Below are 16,726 nucleotides of genomic sequence, written 5' to 3'. Positions count from 1 at the left end.
TAGCGCCATCGAATCAATAAACACATTCACAAATCTACTCAACGTTTCTCCAGCTTAGCAATCACTCTCAATTTAACGTTTACATCGTCACTCCGCAACTCATCGAATAACCTGGAATACTCTTTCTTCTCTTCCTCTGTTTTCTCGGGGATTTTCATTGCATCCAGAAAATGGATGCTTGCGCTGGCTACTGCGTCGGCATTGGTTTCAGTCAAGATTACTTGCTTCAGGAACGAAATTTTCGCCGCACTCGCCGGAGTGCATTCAATAGCATCGACGACTCGCGCCTTTAACCTATCGTCGTAGCACGGATAATCTTCAATCATGTGTTTTTGATAGATTAAATCCCCTGTAAATTTAACTAGCACTTGTTGGAGCATATATACATCCCCGTAACTTCGGCCGCGCAGTTCTTCCTCTTTCTCTTTTACTACCGTTGAGGCCTTCTCGGCATCAAGAGAAAAAAGCCACTCGGCTGACCATGGAAGCTCATCTGTTAGCAATTTAAAAACACAATCTTTTTCTCGATCATTTAAACCAATGAACACATCTGGGCTATAGCCATCAGCTTTTTCGCTCCCAGTCATATCGTGTTGCCTCATAAATTTCTCAAATGCCGCAGTCATATTATTTTCTCTTGAAAAGTTCTTTCGCGACTTCACTACTTGGCGCCATTCTCATCGTTTTTATCACGTTGCCGCCTTCATCCATCGCAAAAATATTCATTAACTCAACTTTACGTTCTCGTACGATTGTTGTCCATTCGCTCCCTCGCCAAGTCTCACCTCCTCTTGGAAATTTCTCAGCGCTCTGTATTATGTCAATTTCTCCTGAGGCATGTCTTGCATACTCGGCTGAGACAGCGCCCCACAAATCCCAGCCATGAGGCTCCATGTCTCCAGGATCCCAAGAAAACGTACGATTCAGGTCATCCCAATCATCAATTACTTTCCCACCGGGAGTTTGCTCGAGGATGATTTTCCCTCGTTCTTGCGCAATCTTCTTCGCCAACCCCTTATTTCCCGACCAAAACATTTTTTCCTTTACCGAAGTCACGTCAAGTCTATCAATGATCGAGTTCATTGCAGAACGTTTTTCTGCAATTGTTGTTGCACGCTTCGCGGCGTCAACATAAGGCTGCAAAATATCTTGCGCCTCCTTGATTTTCCCTTCGTTCGAGAATTGCGTGATCCGCTCTCGATCAGCCACGATGGCAACATCGATGACGGCTTGCTTCTTCATATTTGGCCCGTCGGCAGTCAATGCAACCGCTTCAGGTTTTTCTTTCGACGGCGAATTCGGAGGGGACTCAGGCTTGGCTTTTCGCGCTGCCTTGATCGTTGTTTTCGTTGGGCCGCCCGCTTGAACTACGTGCCCCTCTGCCTCAGGCAGAACTTTTCCAGGGGTGTCGATGACGCGCTGCCGCGCCGGAAGCTTAGCCACGGTTTTGTCTGCCTGAACCCCAGCAGCCACCATATGACTTTCTTTCGGAGCGGTCTGCGCCAATACTTTCGCCAGCCTCGCGTCGAGTTCCGCCACCGCTCTCGGCACCTGTCTGAGCGCATCCCGCTGAACATCGTAGAACCTCTTCTCCCAATCAGTCAATTTCGCAATCGCAATTTTGACCGTATCGAAATATCGCAGGCTTTCCAGATGAACGCGCAGCGCTCTGACGATCTCCAGCAGTTTGCCGATGATTTTGCATATTGCTTGAATCAGCGCCCTTTCGTATTTAGCAAATTTAACGCCCCGCAAGAACTTCAGAACATCGCCCTTCATGAACTTTTGCAGAAAGCGCACGAGTTCGACGAGCTGAGACGCTTCCTTGATCAGCATAAGCATGACGGCGCGCAGCGCCGCGCCGAGTTCCGAGCCTGCCACGCCGCCAACGACGGCGCCCACTCCCAATGCAACGGCACTGCCGGCAGCCATCGCGATCGGCAAGGCGATCACAATCAGGCAGGCGCACAGAAGCACCCACTCCATCAGGTCTTCGCGCTTCTCAGGATGGATGGCCAAACGCAAAATCACTGCGACTGCATCGCGTGCGCTGGTGACAATGACGACGCCCGGAATAAAACTGACCAGCATGTCGGCGACAACGGCGGATAGCGGGCGATGGTCGGCGAATTCGCCGAAAAGGACAGACCGAAGCCATTCCATGCCGCCGACAACCTGGCCCCAGGCATCCGCGAGGATCGTATGTTGATCCGGTGCCGAACGGCCTTGACTCATGCGTCACCTTTGCGTATTGCGCTGCCGGGAGTCCAGTTCAATAGCTCATGGAGGTCCTCGTGCATTTCCGCCGCGACAGTGGCGCTTACCGGCATCGGCTTGTAGTCATACTCGACTTTCGCCGCAGTACCCGCGGGAACGTCACTGATGCGGGCAATGCCTTGAGCATCGAGCGTTCCTTTTCGAACGCTGCCGTCACTCAATGTCGCCTTATAAGCGGCGCCTGCGAGCGGGACGCCCCAGTCGGTCAAATGCCGAAATTCGAGATCCGTCTTTTGCAGATCGGCCTTGAGCACGTGCGGCATGACATAAGAATTCGTCGCCGGCGGTTCGAAACTATGCATCGACGCGTGCGACACCCGCTTCCCGGTTGTGCCGTCGGTGATACCCGAGCTGTTGATCTTGATGAAGGATCCGCCCGCCGAGATGAGTACTTCTTCTTTCGCGTGGATGTCGATGCGGGAGGTCGTCGATAACAGCCGCACGACTTTTTCCGCGATGAGATCGAGATCGTTGGCTTGCGCCTGCACTTCGACTTTGCCCTTCGCGGAAAACAGTTTGATGCCTGCGTTGGAAGCGAACAGGCTGATCTTTTCGGCGACGCTGGCGAGCAGGCTTTTCCCCGCTGCGATATTGGTGTCCATGCCGGACGACAGCGTCACCTGATCGTTCGCGTGCACATGTGCGCCTTTGGCGCTCGCCAATCCGATACCTGCGGGGGACGCGGCCAACAGAATCGGCTCTTTGAAACGATTTGCGTCGCCTTGCCCGTAGCCCTCGTAACGATCATGGGTCGCGTCAATGAACGCGTCGAGTGCCCGCTGTCCGGCCAGCGATTCGGCCCCCGCCTTGAATGCTGTGTCGGACAGATTTTTTGCAAGCGCCGTCCCCGCTTTCAGTTGGGTTATCGCCTCCGTCGCGTCGAGCTGGGTGCCTTGTGCGCCAGGGCGTCCGTAGGTGCTGATGTACAGGCCCTTGTTCGTGACGATGGCGCCGTAGTCGTCGGTGCTCAGCGCAAAACCTGATCCATAAAAACGGGTCCGGTCATTGCCGTATTGAGTGACCAGATAGCCGAGATTCAGCTGAGCATGGGTATTCGTGCTATACAGCTGTACCCTGTTCTGATTGGTCGTGTCGTCAAAGACGACCTGATTGAATCCCCGACCCTTGCATTCCTTGGACTTAAAGCCCGACAGCCTGCCGTCGGTGTGCCATTGCGGAACCTGATCATTGTTATAGAGGCGGCCGGTAACGACGGGGCGGTCGGGATCGCCTCCCAGGAATGTCACGATCACTTCCTGCCCGACACGGGGCACATTCAGCGCGCCCCATCCTTGGCCCGCGTTGGGGTAACTGACGCGTACCCAACATGACGCTCTTTCGTCGCCGGGATTTTGCCGGTCCCAGCGAAACCGGACTTTGACGCGATTGAGGTCATCTGTATAAACCTCTTCGCCTGGCGGACCCACGACAACGGCCGTCTGCGGATGCAGGTTCGGTCTGGCGTGTTCAATCGGACTACGGAACGGGACTTTCAGGCGCTGGAGTTCGAAACGATTAAAACAATGCCCGGTATGCCCCATTGTGGCCTTCTTACCCTTGTTCGACTGGTCTTGCCCAAGATCGCGCCCGATGGCGGATTTGAATGCGTCCAGTTGCGGCGACAGGCTGTCAGGGAACTCCCTGAGCTTGTCCGACAGCGGCAAATTGTTCTCGATACTCCATTCGACGGCGATGACGAGAAACTGGCGATCCTCCTCCGTGTCGCCCCGATGCGCGGGATGATTCTCCAGCGTGAACCACCCGCCCACGGGCAGGGAACGTGCGCCAGAAACGCCGTAGAAACGCTTCATGCTCGATTCCCACTCTTCCACCCGAATTCGCGACTGTTTATCGCCTTGCTGTTGTCTTGCATAGGTGTAGGCCCCGGTATACTCGTAGATTTCCAATTGACTGGGCCGATTCCCATGCTCCGCAAGGACGGTGGTGTTGCTCTCCTTTTGATAGAAGGGTGACTTGTAATCGTCGGTTCTGGTGGCGAACTGATTCGACGACAGCCTACGATTTGCCCCCCAGTGCACGATCTTGTTGATCTCATCCTCGGTACCTCCACGATGGAAGTCGATTTGTCGAGGGATGACAGGCTTGAGGCGGTGCGTGGTGTCCGTAATGACGAGCCGGTGGCTCTTGCCATCGGGAGATTGCTCGTGATAGCTGAACCAACCTTCTTCTTCCATCAAGCGATGGACAAAATGCCAGTCGGTCTCGTACTGCGTGCAATATGAGCGCGGCGAAACCGGTTCGATCAAATCGAAACGGAAATTCCCACGTGCCTGAGGGTGCACGGAAAATACGTCAGCCAAAATGTCATCTGGATTCTTGTCCTGCCAAATTCGCGCATCTTTCCGGAACTTCAGGAAATGCAGCCAAGGCGCAAACGATATTTGGCAAAAGGTCAGCGCGCCGTCGCTGCCGAGGCGCTTGACCGTATGCACGTAGCCATTGACCGGAGAATAGCTTCGATCCTCCTGCCTGATCCAAAGCGTGACGGGGCGGGCAATGAGTTTTTTCAGTTCGAAATCGCCGCGTACCGATATGACATCGACTGTGTAGTCGTAACCCCGGCCGAGGCGCTCATGAGCGACGACACGCTGAGGCAGGAGGAGATCGTTGCCAAGGAGGCCGGTCAGCTTCAGGAGCCTGTCCTGTTGACCGATGAATGCTTGATGAAGTGCATAGGCGGTTTTCAGATCGACCATTGGAACGGATACCTCATTTGTAGTCGCTCGTCACGGAAGTACTGCCCACAATGAGATGAAACAGCGCGTTCGGACACTTCTGCGCGTGGTTACAGATACTGTCGAGACGGCTTGTTATCGTGGCATACGGAGCGGAACTGCCATTGAGAAACAACAGTGATGGTGCGGCTTCGCGCGCGACGGAGCTCGGAATGAACGTCGAAGATCGCTTACCGAAAATGACACCCGACTGAAGACCGAACCCCACTGCCCGGCATTCTCTGTCACAATGTTGTCACACTCGCCTTCTACACTCTGTTGCCACGAGTGAAATATTTCCGAAAAATGGATATGAAGTTGAAAACGGACGAGGCTCTTGCCGCGCTTCCGGCCGACAGCCCGCACCTGCTCCTGAACCGGGAATTGTCCCTGCTCGAATTCAATCGCCGCGTGCTCGAACAGGCCGAGGACGCGTCCGTTCCCCTGCTCGAACGCCTGCGCTTCCTCACCATCGTTTCGAGCAACCTCGACGAATTCTTCGAGGTGCGCGTCGCGAGCCTGCTGGCCCAGCACCAGTCGCACGGCGGGCCCGATCCCGGCGAGGCCGACCTGGAAGGTGTCGCCACGGAGTGCCGTCAGATCATCGCGCGCCAGTACGCGTTGCTGAACGACCAGATCCTGCCGCAGCTGTCCGCCAACGGCATCCACCTGCTGCGCCGTTCCGACCGCAACGCGGCGCAGAAGGCGTGGGTCAAGCAGTACTTCGACAAGGAGGTGCGGCCGCTGCTCACCCCCGTCGGCCTCGATCCCGCCCACCCGTTCCCGCGCGTGATCAACAAGAGCCTGAACTTCATCATCGAACTGGCCGGCAAGGACGCCTTCGGGCGCGGCACCGGCATCGCGATCATGAAGGCGCCGCGCGTGCTGCCGCGGCTCATCCGCCTGCCGGACGAACTGTCGGACAAGCCGGGCGCGTCGTACTGCCTGCTGACCTCCGTGATCCAGGCGCACATGGCGGACCTGTTCACGGGGCGCGAAGTCGTGTCGTATTCGCAGTTCCGCGTCACCCGCAACAGCGACCTGTGGGTGGACGAGGAAGAGGTCAAGAACCTGCGCCAGGCGCTGCAGAGCGAACTTCACAGCCGTAACTACGGCTTCGCCGTGCGGCTGGAGGTGGCGCGGGGCTGTCCCAAGCATCTGGCCGACTTCCTGCTCGACCAGTTCTCGATCGACCGCTCGCGCCTGTTCACCGTCGACGGCCCCGTCAACATGGGACGCCTGCTGGAAATCGCCAACAACAACGCGCGCCCGGATCTCAAGTTCACGCCGTATGCGCCGGGGTTCCCGGCCAAGCTCGTGAACGCCCACGACATGTTCGCCGTGCTGCGCAAGCAGGACATTCTGCTGCACCATCCGTACCAGTCGTTCCAGCCGGTGATCGACTTCGTGCGCTGCGCGGCGGCCGATCCGAACGTCGTGGCGATCAAGCAGACGATCTACCGCGCCGGCTCGAACTCGGAGCTGATGGATTCGCTGATCAGCGCCGCGCTGCGCGGCAAGGAAGTCACCGTCATCGTCGAGCTGATGGCGCGCTTCGACGAAGAGGCCAACATCAACTGGGCCGAGCAGCTGGAAGAAGCCGGCGCCCAGGTCGTGTACGGCGTCGTGGGCCTCAAGACGCACGCCAAGATGGCGCTCGTGCTGCGGCGCGAGCCGGACGGCCTGCGCCGCTACGCCCACCTCGGCACCGGCAACTACAATCCGACGACGGCGCGGTTCTACACGGACTTCGGCCTGCTGACGGCGGACGACGAGATCACGGCCGACGTCAACGAAGTGTTCATCCACCTGACGAGCATGACGCGTCCGACGCAGCTGGCCGCGATGTGGCTGGCGCCGTTCACGCTGCAGAAGGAGATCGTCAAGGCGATCCGCCAGGAAGCGGCGATCGCGCGCGCGGGCAAGCCGGCGCGCATCATCGCCAAGATGAATGCGTTGACCGACGAATCCGTCATCCGCGCGCTGTACGAAGCGTCCGCGGACGGCGTGCGCATCGACCTGATCGTGCGCGGCGCGTGCTCGCTGCGGCCCGGCGTACCGGGGCTGTCGGAGAACATCCGGGTGCGCTCCATCGTCGGCCGCTTCCTCGAGCACACGCGCGTCTACTACTTCCGCAACAACCTCAAGAACGACGTCTACCTGGGCAGCGCGGACTGGATGAACCGCAACCTGTTCCGCCGCGTCGAAGTCGCCTTCCCCATCCGTTCGCCCGCGCTGAAAAAACGTGTGTTGCGCGAGGGCCTGCAGGTCTATTTGAAGGACAATGTCAATGCCTGGGAGCTGGGCAGCGACGGCCGCTACCGGCGCCGCAGGGCGCGCGGCAGCCAGTCGGCCTTCGGCGCCCAGCAGTTCCTGATGGACACGCTGGGCGCGCAAAGTGCCGTCCACGCGCACAACAAGGAGAACGACCATGGAACTGATCCTGTGGCGCCACGCCGAAGCTGAACCGCACGTGCCCGACCGCCAGGGCGACCAGCTGCGCGAACTGACGGCGCGCGGCGCACGCCACGCGTCGCGCGTGGGCGCGTGGCTCGACCGCCAGCTGCCGTCACACACCCGCGTCCTCTCCAGCCCGGCCGCACGCTGCGTGCAGACGGCGCAGGCGCTGGGCCGCAAGTTCACGACCGTGGAAGCGCTGAACACGGACTCGACGGCGGAACGCATCCTGGAAGCGGCCGGCTGGCCGGACAACAAATACACGGTCGTCGTCGTCGGGCATCAGCCGTTGCTGGGCCAGGTGGCGTCGCTGATCTTTGCCGGGACGGCGCAGGACTGGAAGATCCGCAAGGCCAGCGTGTTCTGGATCGCCAACAAGGGCGAAGACGATCCGGCGCCGTTCGTCCGCCTGGCCGTGGGGCCGGATATCGTGGGCAAGTTGCGCTGATGATGGCCGGGGCCGGAGCGGCCACACCTATTTATGCGGCGTCGCGACGACAGTCACCACGGACATTGGTAGCGAATGCACGGACAACCTGACGGCGCATGATGCCGACTTCAAAGTCGCGAGGTTATCTTTTTCCCGTGTAATAAAAGTTTTGCATGTCAATTTTCCACGTTTTGCATCTGGCAGCCGGATGTCCAGCATTCGCGAAACGATACCCGGATTGACCACCACTATTACGACTTCATTCGTCTCCGGATGTTCAGCCACCAATGCATCGGGGTCATCAGATTTCAAGAACCGGTATCCTGGCCTGATGAATTTGGTGAAATTGGCAAACGCCCAGAATTTCTTCGTGATCCGGTATTCCGGCCGCTCCAGGTTTGAAAAATCAGCCTTGATCAATCCCCAGTTCGAGCTGTTCTTTGGATCAGAAGACCTGTTTTCTATGGCTTGCCATAGAATCCAGGCTTGGGGGTTCATGCTATTGATGTCAGTAACTATTTGCTGCGCCAGCGCAATGGCTGGACGCATGTCATTGATGTCTTCACGTACGTTGCTGGGCGACAGATCGACTTCCGACATCCACAACCGTTTTCCAGAAGTTTCTGCAATATCCCTAACCCCACTTTTTCCGATCCATTCGTAGCTATGGACATTGATTTGCCGGATAACAGCTTTCGCGTCGGCTGACAAACCGGCCCAATCAACAAAAAAAGTCTGGGGATTGGTTTCGTCCGGGCCGGATATCTCTGTCTTCATTCCACGTTCGCGCAGCACCTGTGCCAACGCAATAAACATCCGCGACTGCGCTTCAGGAGACCAATGAGCGCCTTCCTGTCGGTTCGTGGAAAACCAATAGGGCGTATTGGGCTCGTTGATCGGAGACAACGTTCTAAATCGAATGCCATGCCGCCGTTCGAGCTCCGCTGTGACCCGCGCCAGATATCTTGAAAATTTGGTTTCAAATCCCGGAATAAGGTTATCCTCCAACGCATTGACGTTACCGGAAACCAAACCACTGCGAGTCATGAAATATGGCGGAGAGTTCGAAAACGCCTCCAGAATCAGTTCTTGCGGCGTTACCCGCTCTTTTATCGCATCAAGCCACCAGCGCTGCCCTGTATCTGCAGACCAATCCCAGGCATCCTCGGCGTCCGGATTCCACCAACCTGTCCCGGATTTCTCAGCCGGCTTGCGCCAGAATCCGGGAATATCCCCACCGGGGCGCAAATACGAAGGCGTCCCGGGCGCATTGCCGCCACCGATATTGTAGCGCGCAATATTCAGTGCAAGACCGTCCCGTCCATAGAGCAAATCGGCCAACTCGGTGCGACGCGGCTCGGCGAATCTCCCGGTCACATTGGCAAACCACGCAAGAGCGGTCCCCCATCCTTCAAACGGAGGACCCGGATGCCGCCAGTCGACATTGACAACGGCGCGAACATTCACCGGCTTTTCGTCGTTGTTTTCGGCACCGGCACTGCTTGCCAGGAAACACAGTCCGATTAAAACCATACATCTCAATGAAAAGATCCGCAGCGCACCAGAGATCATGGTCGGAATCTTCTGGCTGCAACACCTCATTCGCGGCTCTCCATTATCGAGGTCAGCTTCTTTTCTTTTATGTAAACGGAATGATCCGAAAGCTTCGCAACGATTTTTTTAAAGTTGCGCTCAAGATTGCCGTACGCATTCGCGAGCACGGCGTCGTCTTGCAGGGCCATGGTAGGCATATAGGTTCTTGGTCGAATTCCCTGACCCAAAAGGACGGCATGCCACGACGTGCTTTGGAACAATTCTTCGGCAGCAAGGTTCAACTGTCCCCGCTCACGGAACAGCTCAATTCTTTCCTGGAGGCTGTCTGGAATCTGCATGGCTTTTACGTAGCGCCATAATTCCGAATCGTCACGTTCAGTAGCGTGATAATGCAGGATGAGGAAGTCTCTGACATTTTCGATTTCCCGAATTGTATCCTTGTTGAAAGCCTGTGCACATGCCGGAGAAAACCGTGAATCCGGAAAATATCGAATGAGTCGCTGGACGCTCGATTGAATGAACTGAATGCTGGTAGACTCCAGCGGTTCGAGAAACCCGCTGGCAAGCCCGATGGATACCACGTTTTTGTACCAAGGCGTCTTACGCCTTCCTGCGGTGAACTTGATGCGGTTAATCGGAGCCAGTGGCTCTCCCTCCAATCCCTCCAGCAGACACCGCTCTGCCGCTTCATCCGTCGCAAACTCGTTCGAATACACCACACCGTTACCAACGCGATGTTGCAAAGGTATCCGCCACTGCCAACCAAAAGGTTTGGCCGTAGAAATCGTATATGGCGTCAATGCCAACTTCTGTTCACAAGGCACTGCACACGCGCGATTCATGGGCAACCAATGCGACCAGTCTTCATATTCGACACCCAACTCCTGCCCAAGCAGCATTGCGCGCAGACCGGAGCAGTCGATAAACAAATCACCCGAAAGAAGCTCGCCCGACTTGAGCTTCAGACCCGTGACATGCCCATTTTGAGAGTCACGCTCCGCCGTCAGCATGTCCCCAATCTTGTGCGACACTCCGCGCGCTATGCAGAGTCCCTTCAAATATTTCACATAGCGGCCGGCGTCGAAGTGATAGGCGGACTGGAGATGCTGCAGCGGATCACCTGGCCGTTCAGACGCGGGCGCAAATACGTTGCTTCGAGCTGCCAATGTACATAGCGAGAATTCGGAGAAGTCGGCAACCTGCCCCTTCTCCTTCAAACGCAGCCAGTACTGGAAGAAGTAGCCAATCTCGCGTTCTACCCCATACGCGCCGAAAGGGTGGAAATACGTCGAACTTTTATTAAGCCAGCCGCGAAATTCGATACCGAGCTTGAACGTCGCCCCGGTGGCGCGTATGAACTCGGCTTCATCGATGCCGATCATTTGATGAAACGTGCGGATCGGCGGGATCGTCGCCTCTCCAACGCCCACCGTGCCTATGGTGTCGGACTCCAGCAGGACGATCTCAACGGCCTGACCAAACGTGTGGGACAACGCGGCCGCTGTCATCCATCCGGCGGTACCGCCGCCGAGAATGACGACTTTCGCAATCCATCTATCCTTGACCATCAAATCCCCTTGTTGGGCCGCACGGTAATAAAAATCTGTCGGCATCCGCCACTGACCGGGCGATCGCCACAGGGCTGAAAAAACGCGCCGCAGAAAGACGCGCGGCGCGTTCGCTCATGTCAGCCTTGCGTGGGGCAACCGCGCGATGCTAGAAGCTTGCTTTCAGGGACACACTATACCGGCGGTCGTTAAGTTGCCACAACAAACCACCCGAGGGGCGCTCGACATACGTGTGGTACATGGAGTTTTTCAGATTGACGGCGTCCGCCGAAAGCGTGAAGATCTTGTTGATTTGATAGCTCACCGAAGCATCGAGCGACGAATACGGCGCCGCATATTGGTTCGCACCAAAAACACCGCTTCCGTTGATTTGGTCAAGGTAAGCGGAACGCCAGTTGTACGCAAGACGCGCTTGTAACGGACCCTTTTCATACAGGCCGATCAGGTTATAACTGTTTTTAGACAACTTTGGCAAGGGAATAAGGGTGCCAGGCTTGAGCTCAACTTTCGAGTCCACATAGGTATAGTTGGCCTGTACGCCGAATCCATTGAACGGGTCGGGAAGGAAATCAAAGAATTGAGTAACGCCAGCTTCAATGCCTTTTACCGAGCCCTTGCCGAGATTGATGCTGGTTCCGATGTCGTACACGACGCCGCCGAAGTTCATCGCTTCGGTTCCGCCGGCAAGGTAACCCTCGATATCCTTCTTGAATAAACCCAGGAACGCCATGTTGGACGTCCCCCAATAGTCTTCCGCCGTCAAATCGTAGGAAGTCGCAGTCATGGGCTTCAGGAACGGATTACCGGAACTGCCAGTCGGGCGCCCGTTGGCGTCGTATTGCGCAGGAATGTTCGGATTCAACTGAACATGGGCGGCCATATCGGTAAAGTTCGGCCGCGTCATCGTCTTGCTATAGCCAAAGCGGATCTGCAAATCCTCGTTCACGTGCAGACGTGTGTTCAGGCTGGGGAGGAAATTCGAGTAGCTGTTATTGAGCGTGGCAGCGCGCGACCCAGTGCTGTCCTGGACAAAGCCGATCGAAGTCTGATCGGTCTTTACAACTCGAATGCCCGCAGTACCGTCGAGGTCGTAACCGAACACGCTCGTACCAAAGTCACCTGTGACAAAGAAGGACCGCGTCTTTTCGTGTTGCTCATTGATATCCCCGGGATGAAACGACGTATCGAATGTATAGAAATTCGGCTTTCCCGCGAATAATTGCGCATAAGTGGCGACTGTTCGATCGAGAACGCTTGAGTTGGGATTGGCGTACTCCGGAAACACTGCAACAGGCCAACCAATGCCCGGCTGCATGAAGTTGCTGGCAGGCCCAGCGTAGGCGAGATCCGGATGTTGCGCAACCGGGATAAGCGGGCACGCCCCCCAGCTAGGGTTGGTACCCGTATCATTACAGACACCGGTGTTGTTCCAGTTACCCCGCAACAGCACCTTGGTATCAGCCGCGCGAATGCCGGCGTGTAGTTTGGTAAAGAAGCCGTCACCAAGATCGTAGTCGAAATCCTGGCTGAGAGCCGACATTTTCAGCTTATGACGGTCGACCGCATTGGCGAGCCATTCATAATACCAATTGTTCGGATTGCCAAAATATGCGTAAGGGTTGCTTGGATTGGCCGGATCAACGATCGAAAATTTCGGGATCCTGCCGCGCACATCGAAGGCCAGATTCAGGTTGGGAATGTTGGCAACGCTTCTGCTTTCGTTATCGTAAAGCTTGATGGAATCGCCATTGCGGTCGGCGTCATAGTTGGCACGTTCATAAGCGAAGTCAGTCTTCGACCTGAGCCTGTCCGAGATACGCCATTTGACGTTCACGGCGGATAAGTTCGTGCGATTGCGTACGTCCTGGTCGAACCGGGAGGTCGAAAAAATTTGCGGCGACAAAACGCCGCTCGTAGCGCTGCCATCAGCCGCCCAAGTCCATGTGGAACCTGCCGCTGCGCGCGGGTCGCTGTTCTTATCGTCGCCGTAGATGTATTCTCCGCGACGGATAAATCTGTAGTTTGAATAGAGATTTTGTGCCGTGAGAAGAACGTCCTTGTTCACCTGCCATTGGTAGGCGAGCGCCAGACCCTGACGCTTTCGGTTACCCGAGTCCTGGTACATCTCGAAGGAAGTCGGGACATAGAGTTCCGAGAGAGGCCCCTTGTTTGGCATCGAATTGAAGGCCGCAACCTTTGACGCCGAGGGAGCTTGCGTCGGATCGTTCGAACATTTCCCAACCGTCGCCGTCAAACAGTGCTGCTGCTGTTGAAGGACGGCATCCTGGCGATAGTAGGTCTCGCTTGCCGTTGCATTGACCAGAATGCCCATGCGACCGAAATCCGTCTTGAACTGGCGGCTCAACAGGCCGGAACCCGACGGTGAAGACTTACGAATTCGATCGTAGTAATTCGACTTGAGCGTAACAACGTTGATGGCCTCTTTCGAGTCGAATGGCAGTCGCGTGCGAATGTTGACCACGCCGCCGACACCGCCTTCGATCAAGTTGGACGCTGCGTTCTTATAGACATCAATTCCGGCCATGAGCTCGGAGGAAAGCCCTTCCAGGTCCGGTGCTCGACCACCGTTGGCCGTAAAAAAGTCGCGTCCGTCGATCAGGTTGCGGACCTGTGTAATGCCACGGATCGTGATCGCGGGCTCGGTGCGATGGTCGTAATCAGTGCCGCCCTCACCATAGCGCCGCTGGATCTGAACCCCAGCGACCCGCTGCAGCGACTCGACAGTATTCACGTCCGGCAGCTTGCCGATATCGGTTGCCTGGATCGAGTCGACGATCTGATTGGCGTCCTGCTTGAGATCGCGCGCCGACCTCAACGCCGCTCGCTGACCGGTGACGACAACGGTGTTCGGAACGGCCGTGTCCACGCTTGCACTCGCAGCGTCGGCCTCCTGCGCGTTCGCGGTCAGTGGCCCTGCCATTAAGAGCGCGCAAGCTTTGGCCACAACGGTTTTCGTAATCGTTTTTGTATTTCCGTTTCGCACAGCTAATGTCTCCTTATAGTAATTTTTGGGCAGTGCCTTCGTATGCTGCCGGCTCGATATAAATCGCATTCCAGCGCCGGCGGGATCGCCATATTCCTTCTACTCGACGTTCACCGGGTCCGCCCCTATTTGGGTGAGTCCGAATAATTTCCTGTGACTCGACGCACTTCTCGTCGCCTATATATGATGAGTTGTTCGGTTCAGCGTATCCTCCCGTCTCCTGGGACAATTGAAATACTTCCTTGCAGCCGCACCCAGTCGTGTTGGGCGAATAGTGCGCGCAATTAAAGTCTGTCGCTGTCAACTATGTAACCGGTATGGTTTTTTTGACGCCACCCGTTCCGATTTCTTATGTCGAAGTCTTGTTGGCGAGGCGTCGGAATTTGGCGGCGTCGCGTCGCGCTTTTCATTCGTAGCGTCCCTCACGCCACACGTGATAATTCCAGAACATGTAGGCGCAGACGGCGTTCGGGCCAATTGCCTTCAACAGCTGCGGGAGGCGACGCCAGTAGGCGCGCGGCACGCGCGCGAAGTGCATCCCGCCACAGCGGATCTGCGGCGGCTTGCCGTCCGGGAGAAAATCGTGGTCGCCGATAGCGAAGCGGTGCGAGGCGGCGGCAAGCACGCTGCCCGAGAACCGCACAAACGGGCCGCTGCATACGGCAGCCCGTCCTTGTAGCAGGCGAAGGCGCTGTAGATTAGTCGCCAGGCTTGTCCGCAACATCTTCTGCTGCATGGTCCTGTCCCCACCTTGTATGTCGTCCCACCGTTTACGCGCATGTGCGTGCTTCTTGGAGGCCAACCACTCCGCGTTCGGCGCCTTGTATTGCAGGCCCGTGCGACAAGGTTAGCGCAGACAATGTTACGAGAAATGATTGCTAACACTGCTATGCGGATTTTGTGCGGTGGTATAACGATTCCGGATACATCTGTATATGCCCACAGCCGGGTTTTAGAGGGCTAGCGCGCGATTCGAATTTAGTTACCGCTGTCACCCGCACCTGAAGCGTCAACGCAACACGCTCACGTCGAGGGCCGCTTGGGTGCGGGCCGGATTCTGAGTCGACGTTACCATGCGCTGCGGGCCGAACTTGCGATTCGCTGTGTTCATCGGAAAGCGATTTGCGCACCCAGCAGACCGCAATCCGATGCTGCCGCAATAGTTGCCTTCGTGTCGGGCGAAGCCGTGGCGATTCAGAATAGGATGCGCACGGTCTTAGCGAATGGCTACACAGCGGATCGCGTTTGCAGAACGCGCGACCGAGGGCATGTGTCCGCTTGTATCGTTCGACGCTGACCACATACAGAACGGCTGGATGGACTGGTATCGCAGGATCGATGCGCAGTCCAGATCGGCTCGACTACTGAATCTGGTCTGGATGGCCGACGCGCTGCGTGGACAAGGCCATGGCACGCGCCTGATGCGCCAGGCGCCGGCCTCACGCATTCTGCAACCGGCTGCTCCGCACCCCGCCGCCCACGCCGACGGCGGTGGCAATGGCCAGCGCCTGGAACAACGCGATCCCCGCAAACAGCCACCCCGGATGCCCCGCGTCCATCACGAGCCCGAACAGCGCCGGCCCGACCGACAGGCCGGAATCCAGCCCCGAATAGACGACGCCGTACACGCGCCCCGTGGCGTTCTTGGGCGCGGCCGCGCGGATCATCAGGTCGCGCGACGGTCCCGCCACGCCCGAGAAGAAGCCGACGAGCGCCATCAGCGGCAGCGCCAGCCAGCCCGGCACGACGGCCGCGCCCAGCAGCAGGGCCAGCGCGGCGGCCACGGCGAAGGCGATGGCGACCGTGCGGTCGTGGTCCTGGCGGCCCGCGCCGACGAAGCCGCCCAGCAGCATGCCGCCGGCGGACGCCAGCATGTAGGCGGTGTACGAGCCAGTCGCCAGCTCGCGCGAGATGCCGTACAGCTGCACGAGGCCGATGGCCGCGAACGCCTGGATGCCGCCCAGCGACACCGCCGTCAGGAAGAAGAACGCGAAGCACATCCACACCGCGCGCAGGCGCAGGAACGACAAGGTGCCGGCGCCCTCCCCGCCCGCGGCGGCGCTGGCCGCCGCGGCCGGCCTGGGTTCGGGGCGCAGATGCGCGCGGTTCAGGAAGAGGATGCCCAGCACGGCGAACGGCAGGACGGCGGCGCAGGCGAGCGCCGTGCGCCAGCTCGACAGTGCAGCGACGGACGTCATGAACAGCGGCGCCGCGGCCCAGCCGATATTGCCGCTGATGCCGTGCACGGAAAAGCCGTGCGACAGCCGGGCGCGCGATACGCGCTGGTTCAACAGCGTGTAGTCGGCCGGGTGGAAGATGCTGTTGCCGACGCCGGCCAGCAGCGCGCCCGCCATCAGTGCCGGATAACTGCCGGCCGCCGACAGCACGAGGGCCGAGACGCCCAGCATCGTCATGCCGAAGAACAGGACGCGGAGCGCGCCGACGCGGTCGACGACGAAGCCGGCCAGCGCCTGGCCGATGCCGGAGACGACGAAGAACGCCGTCAGCAGCAAGCCCAGTTCGGCATAGCTGAGGCCGAACGCGGGCTTCAGCCAGGGGAAGAGCGCGGCCAGGATCAGGTGATAGAAGTGCGACGTGCCGTGGGCCAGGCCGACCAGCCCGATCACGCGCGCATCGGACCGCAGTGTGTTGTCTTGGGACATAGTGACTCCAGAGGAAAAGCCCAGTGTAGGCAAAGGGG

At 57.8% G+C, this 16,726-nt stretch carries 10 protein-coding genes; 2 read left to right on the top strand and 8 right to left on the bottom strand.

Annotated elements, in window-relative coordinates:
* Positions 1–38 precede the first annotated feature (38 nt).
* From ISF28_RS10830 to ISF28_RS10820, 3 genes are read right to left on the bottom strand one after another with little or no spacing between them, the layout of a single operon-like run.
* Complete coding sequence (locus tag ISF28_RS10830) at positions 39–626, bottom strand: hypothetical protein (protein WP_198117182.1); 588 nt, start codon at positions 624–626, stop codon at positions 39–41.
* A 1-nt stretch (position 627) separates the two neighbouring features.
* Positions 628–2,235: a hypothetical protein gene (locus tag ISF28_RS10825; RefSeq protein ID WP_198117181.1), complete on the bottom strand. Its 1,608-nt coding sequence runs from the start codon at positions 2,233–2,235 to the stop codon at positions 628–630.
* Complete coding sequence (locus ISF28_RS10820; RefSeq protein WP_198117180.1) at positions 2,232–4,994, bottom strand: type VI secretion system Vgr family protein; 2,763 nt, start codon at positions 4,992–4,994, stop codon at positions 2,232–2,234. The genes ISF28_RS10825 and ISF28_RS10820 overlap by 4 nt, the downstream gene beginning before the upstream one ends.
* A 324-nt stretch (positions 4,995–5,318) precedes the next feature.
* Here ISF28_RS10820 and ppk1 point away from each other — a divergent pair, with 324 nt between their 5' ends.
* Together ppk1 and ISF28_RS10810 are read left to right on the top strand one after the other, a co-directional pair.
* Positions 5,319–7,478, top strand: a complete 2,160-nt coding sequence (gene ppk1, locus ISF28_RS10815; RefSeq protein ID WP_198117179.1) for a polyphosphate kinase 1 — start codon at positions 5,319–5,321, stop codon at positions 7,476–7,478.
* Positions 7,444–7,917, top strand: a complete 474-nt coding sequence (locus ISF28_RS10810) for a SixA phosphatase family protein (RefSeq protein ID WP_198117178.1) — start codon at positions 7,444–7,446, stop codon at positions 7,915–7,917. Before ppk1 ends, ISF28_RS10810 begins: the two co-directional genes overlap by 35 nt.
* A gap of 27 nt (positions 7,918–7,944) precedes the next feature.
* On the opposite strand, the gene ISF28_RS10805 is transcribed toward ISF28_RS10810, so the two are convergent.
* The 5 genes from ISF28_RS10805 to ISF28_RS10785 form a co-directional block, all read right to left on the bottom strand.
* Entirely contained in the window at positions 7,945–9,471 is a 1,527-nt protein-coding gene (locus ISF28_RS10805; RefSeq protein ID WP_198117177.1) for a glycoside hydrolase, read from the bottom strand.
* A 26-nt stretch (positions 9,472–9,497) separates the two neighbouring features.
* The gene (locus ISF28_RS10800) at positions 9,498–11,066 is read right to left on the bottom strand and encodes a tryptophan halogenase family protein (RefSeq protein ID WP_198117176.1); all 1,569 of its coding nucleotides are present in this window, start codon (positions 11,064–11,066) and stop codon (positions 9,498–9,500) included.
* 103 nt (positions 11,067–11,169) lie between these two features.
* On the bottom strand, positions 11,170–13,962 hold the full coding sequence (locus tag ISF28_RS10795; protein WP_198117175.1) for a TonB-dependent receptor: 2,793 nt from the start codon (positions 13,960–13,962) through the stop codon (positions 11,170–11,172).
* A gap of 469 nt (positions 13,963–14,431) precedes the next feature.
* Positions 14,432–14,761, bottom strand: coding sequence for a beta-galactosidase (locus tag ISF28_RS10790; RefSeq protein WP_229518996.1), 330 nt, complete (start codon positions 14,759–14,761; stop codon positions 14,432–14,434).
* Positions 14,762–15,464: 703 nt separating this feature from the next.
* Complete coding sequence (locus tag ISF28_RS10785) at positions 15,465–16,688, bottom strand: MFS transporter (RefSeq protein WP_198117174.1); 1,224 nt, start codon at positions 16,686–16,688, stop codon at positions 15,465–15,467.
* Between the last annotated feature and the right edge of the window lie 38 nt (positions 16,689–16,726).

The sequence above is a fragment of the Massilia rhizosphaerae genome, from assembly GCF_016093545.1.
GTDB lineage: Bacteria > Pseudomonadota > Gammaproteobacteria > Burkholderiales > Burkholderiaceae_D > Telluria > Telluria rhizosphaerae.
Note: the sequence above shows the minus strand (reverse complement) of the source record. Positions and strands in the feature narration are given on the sequence as shown.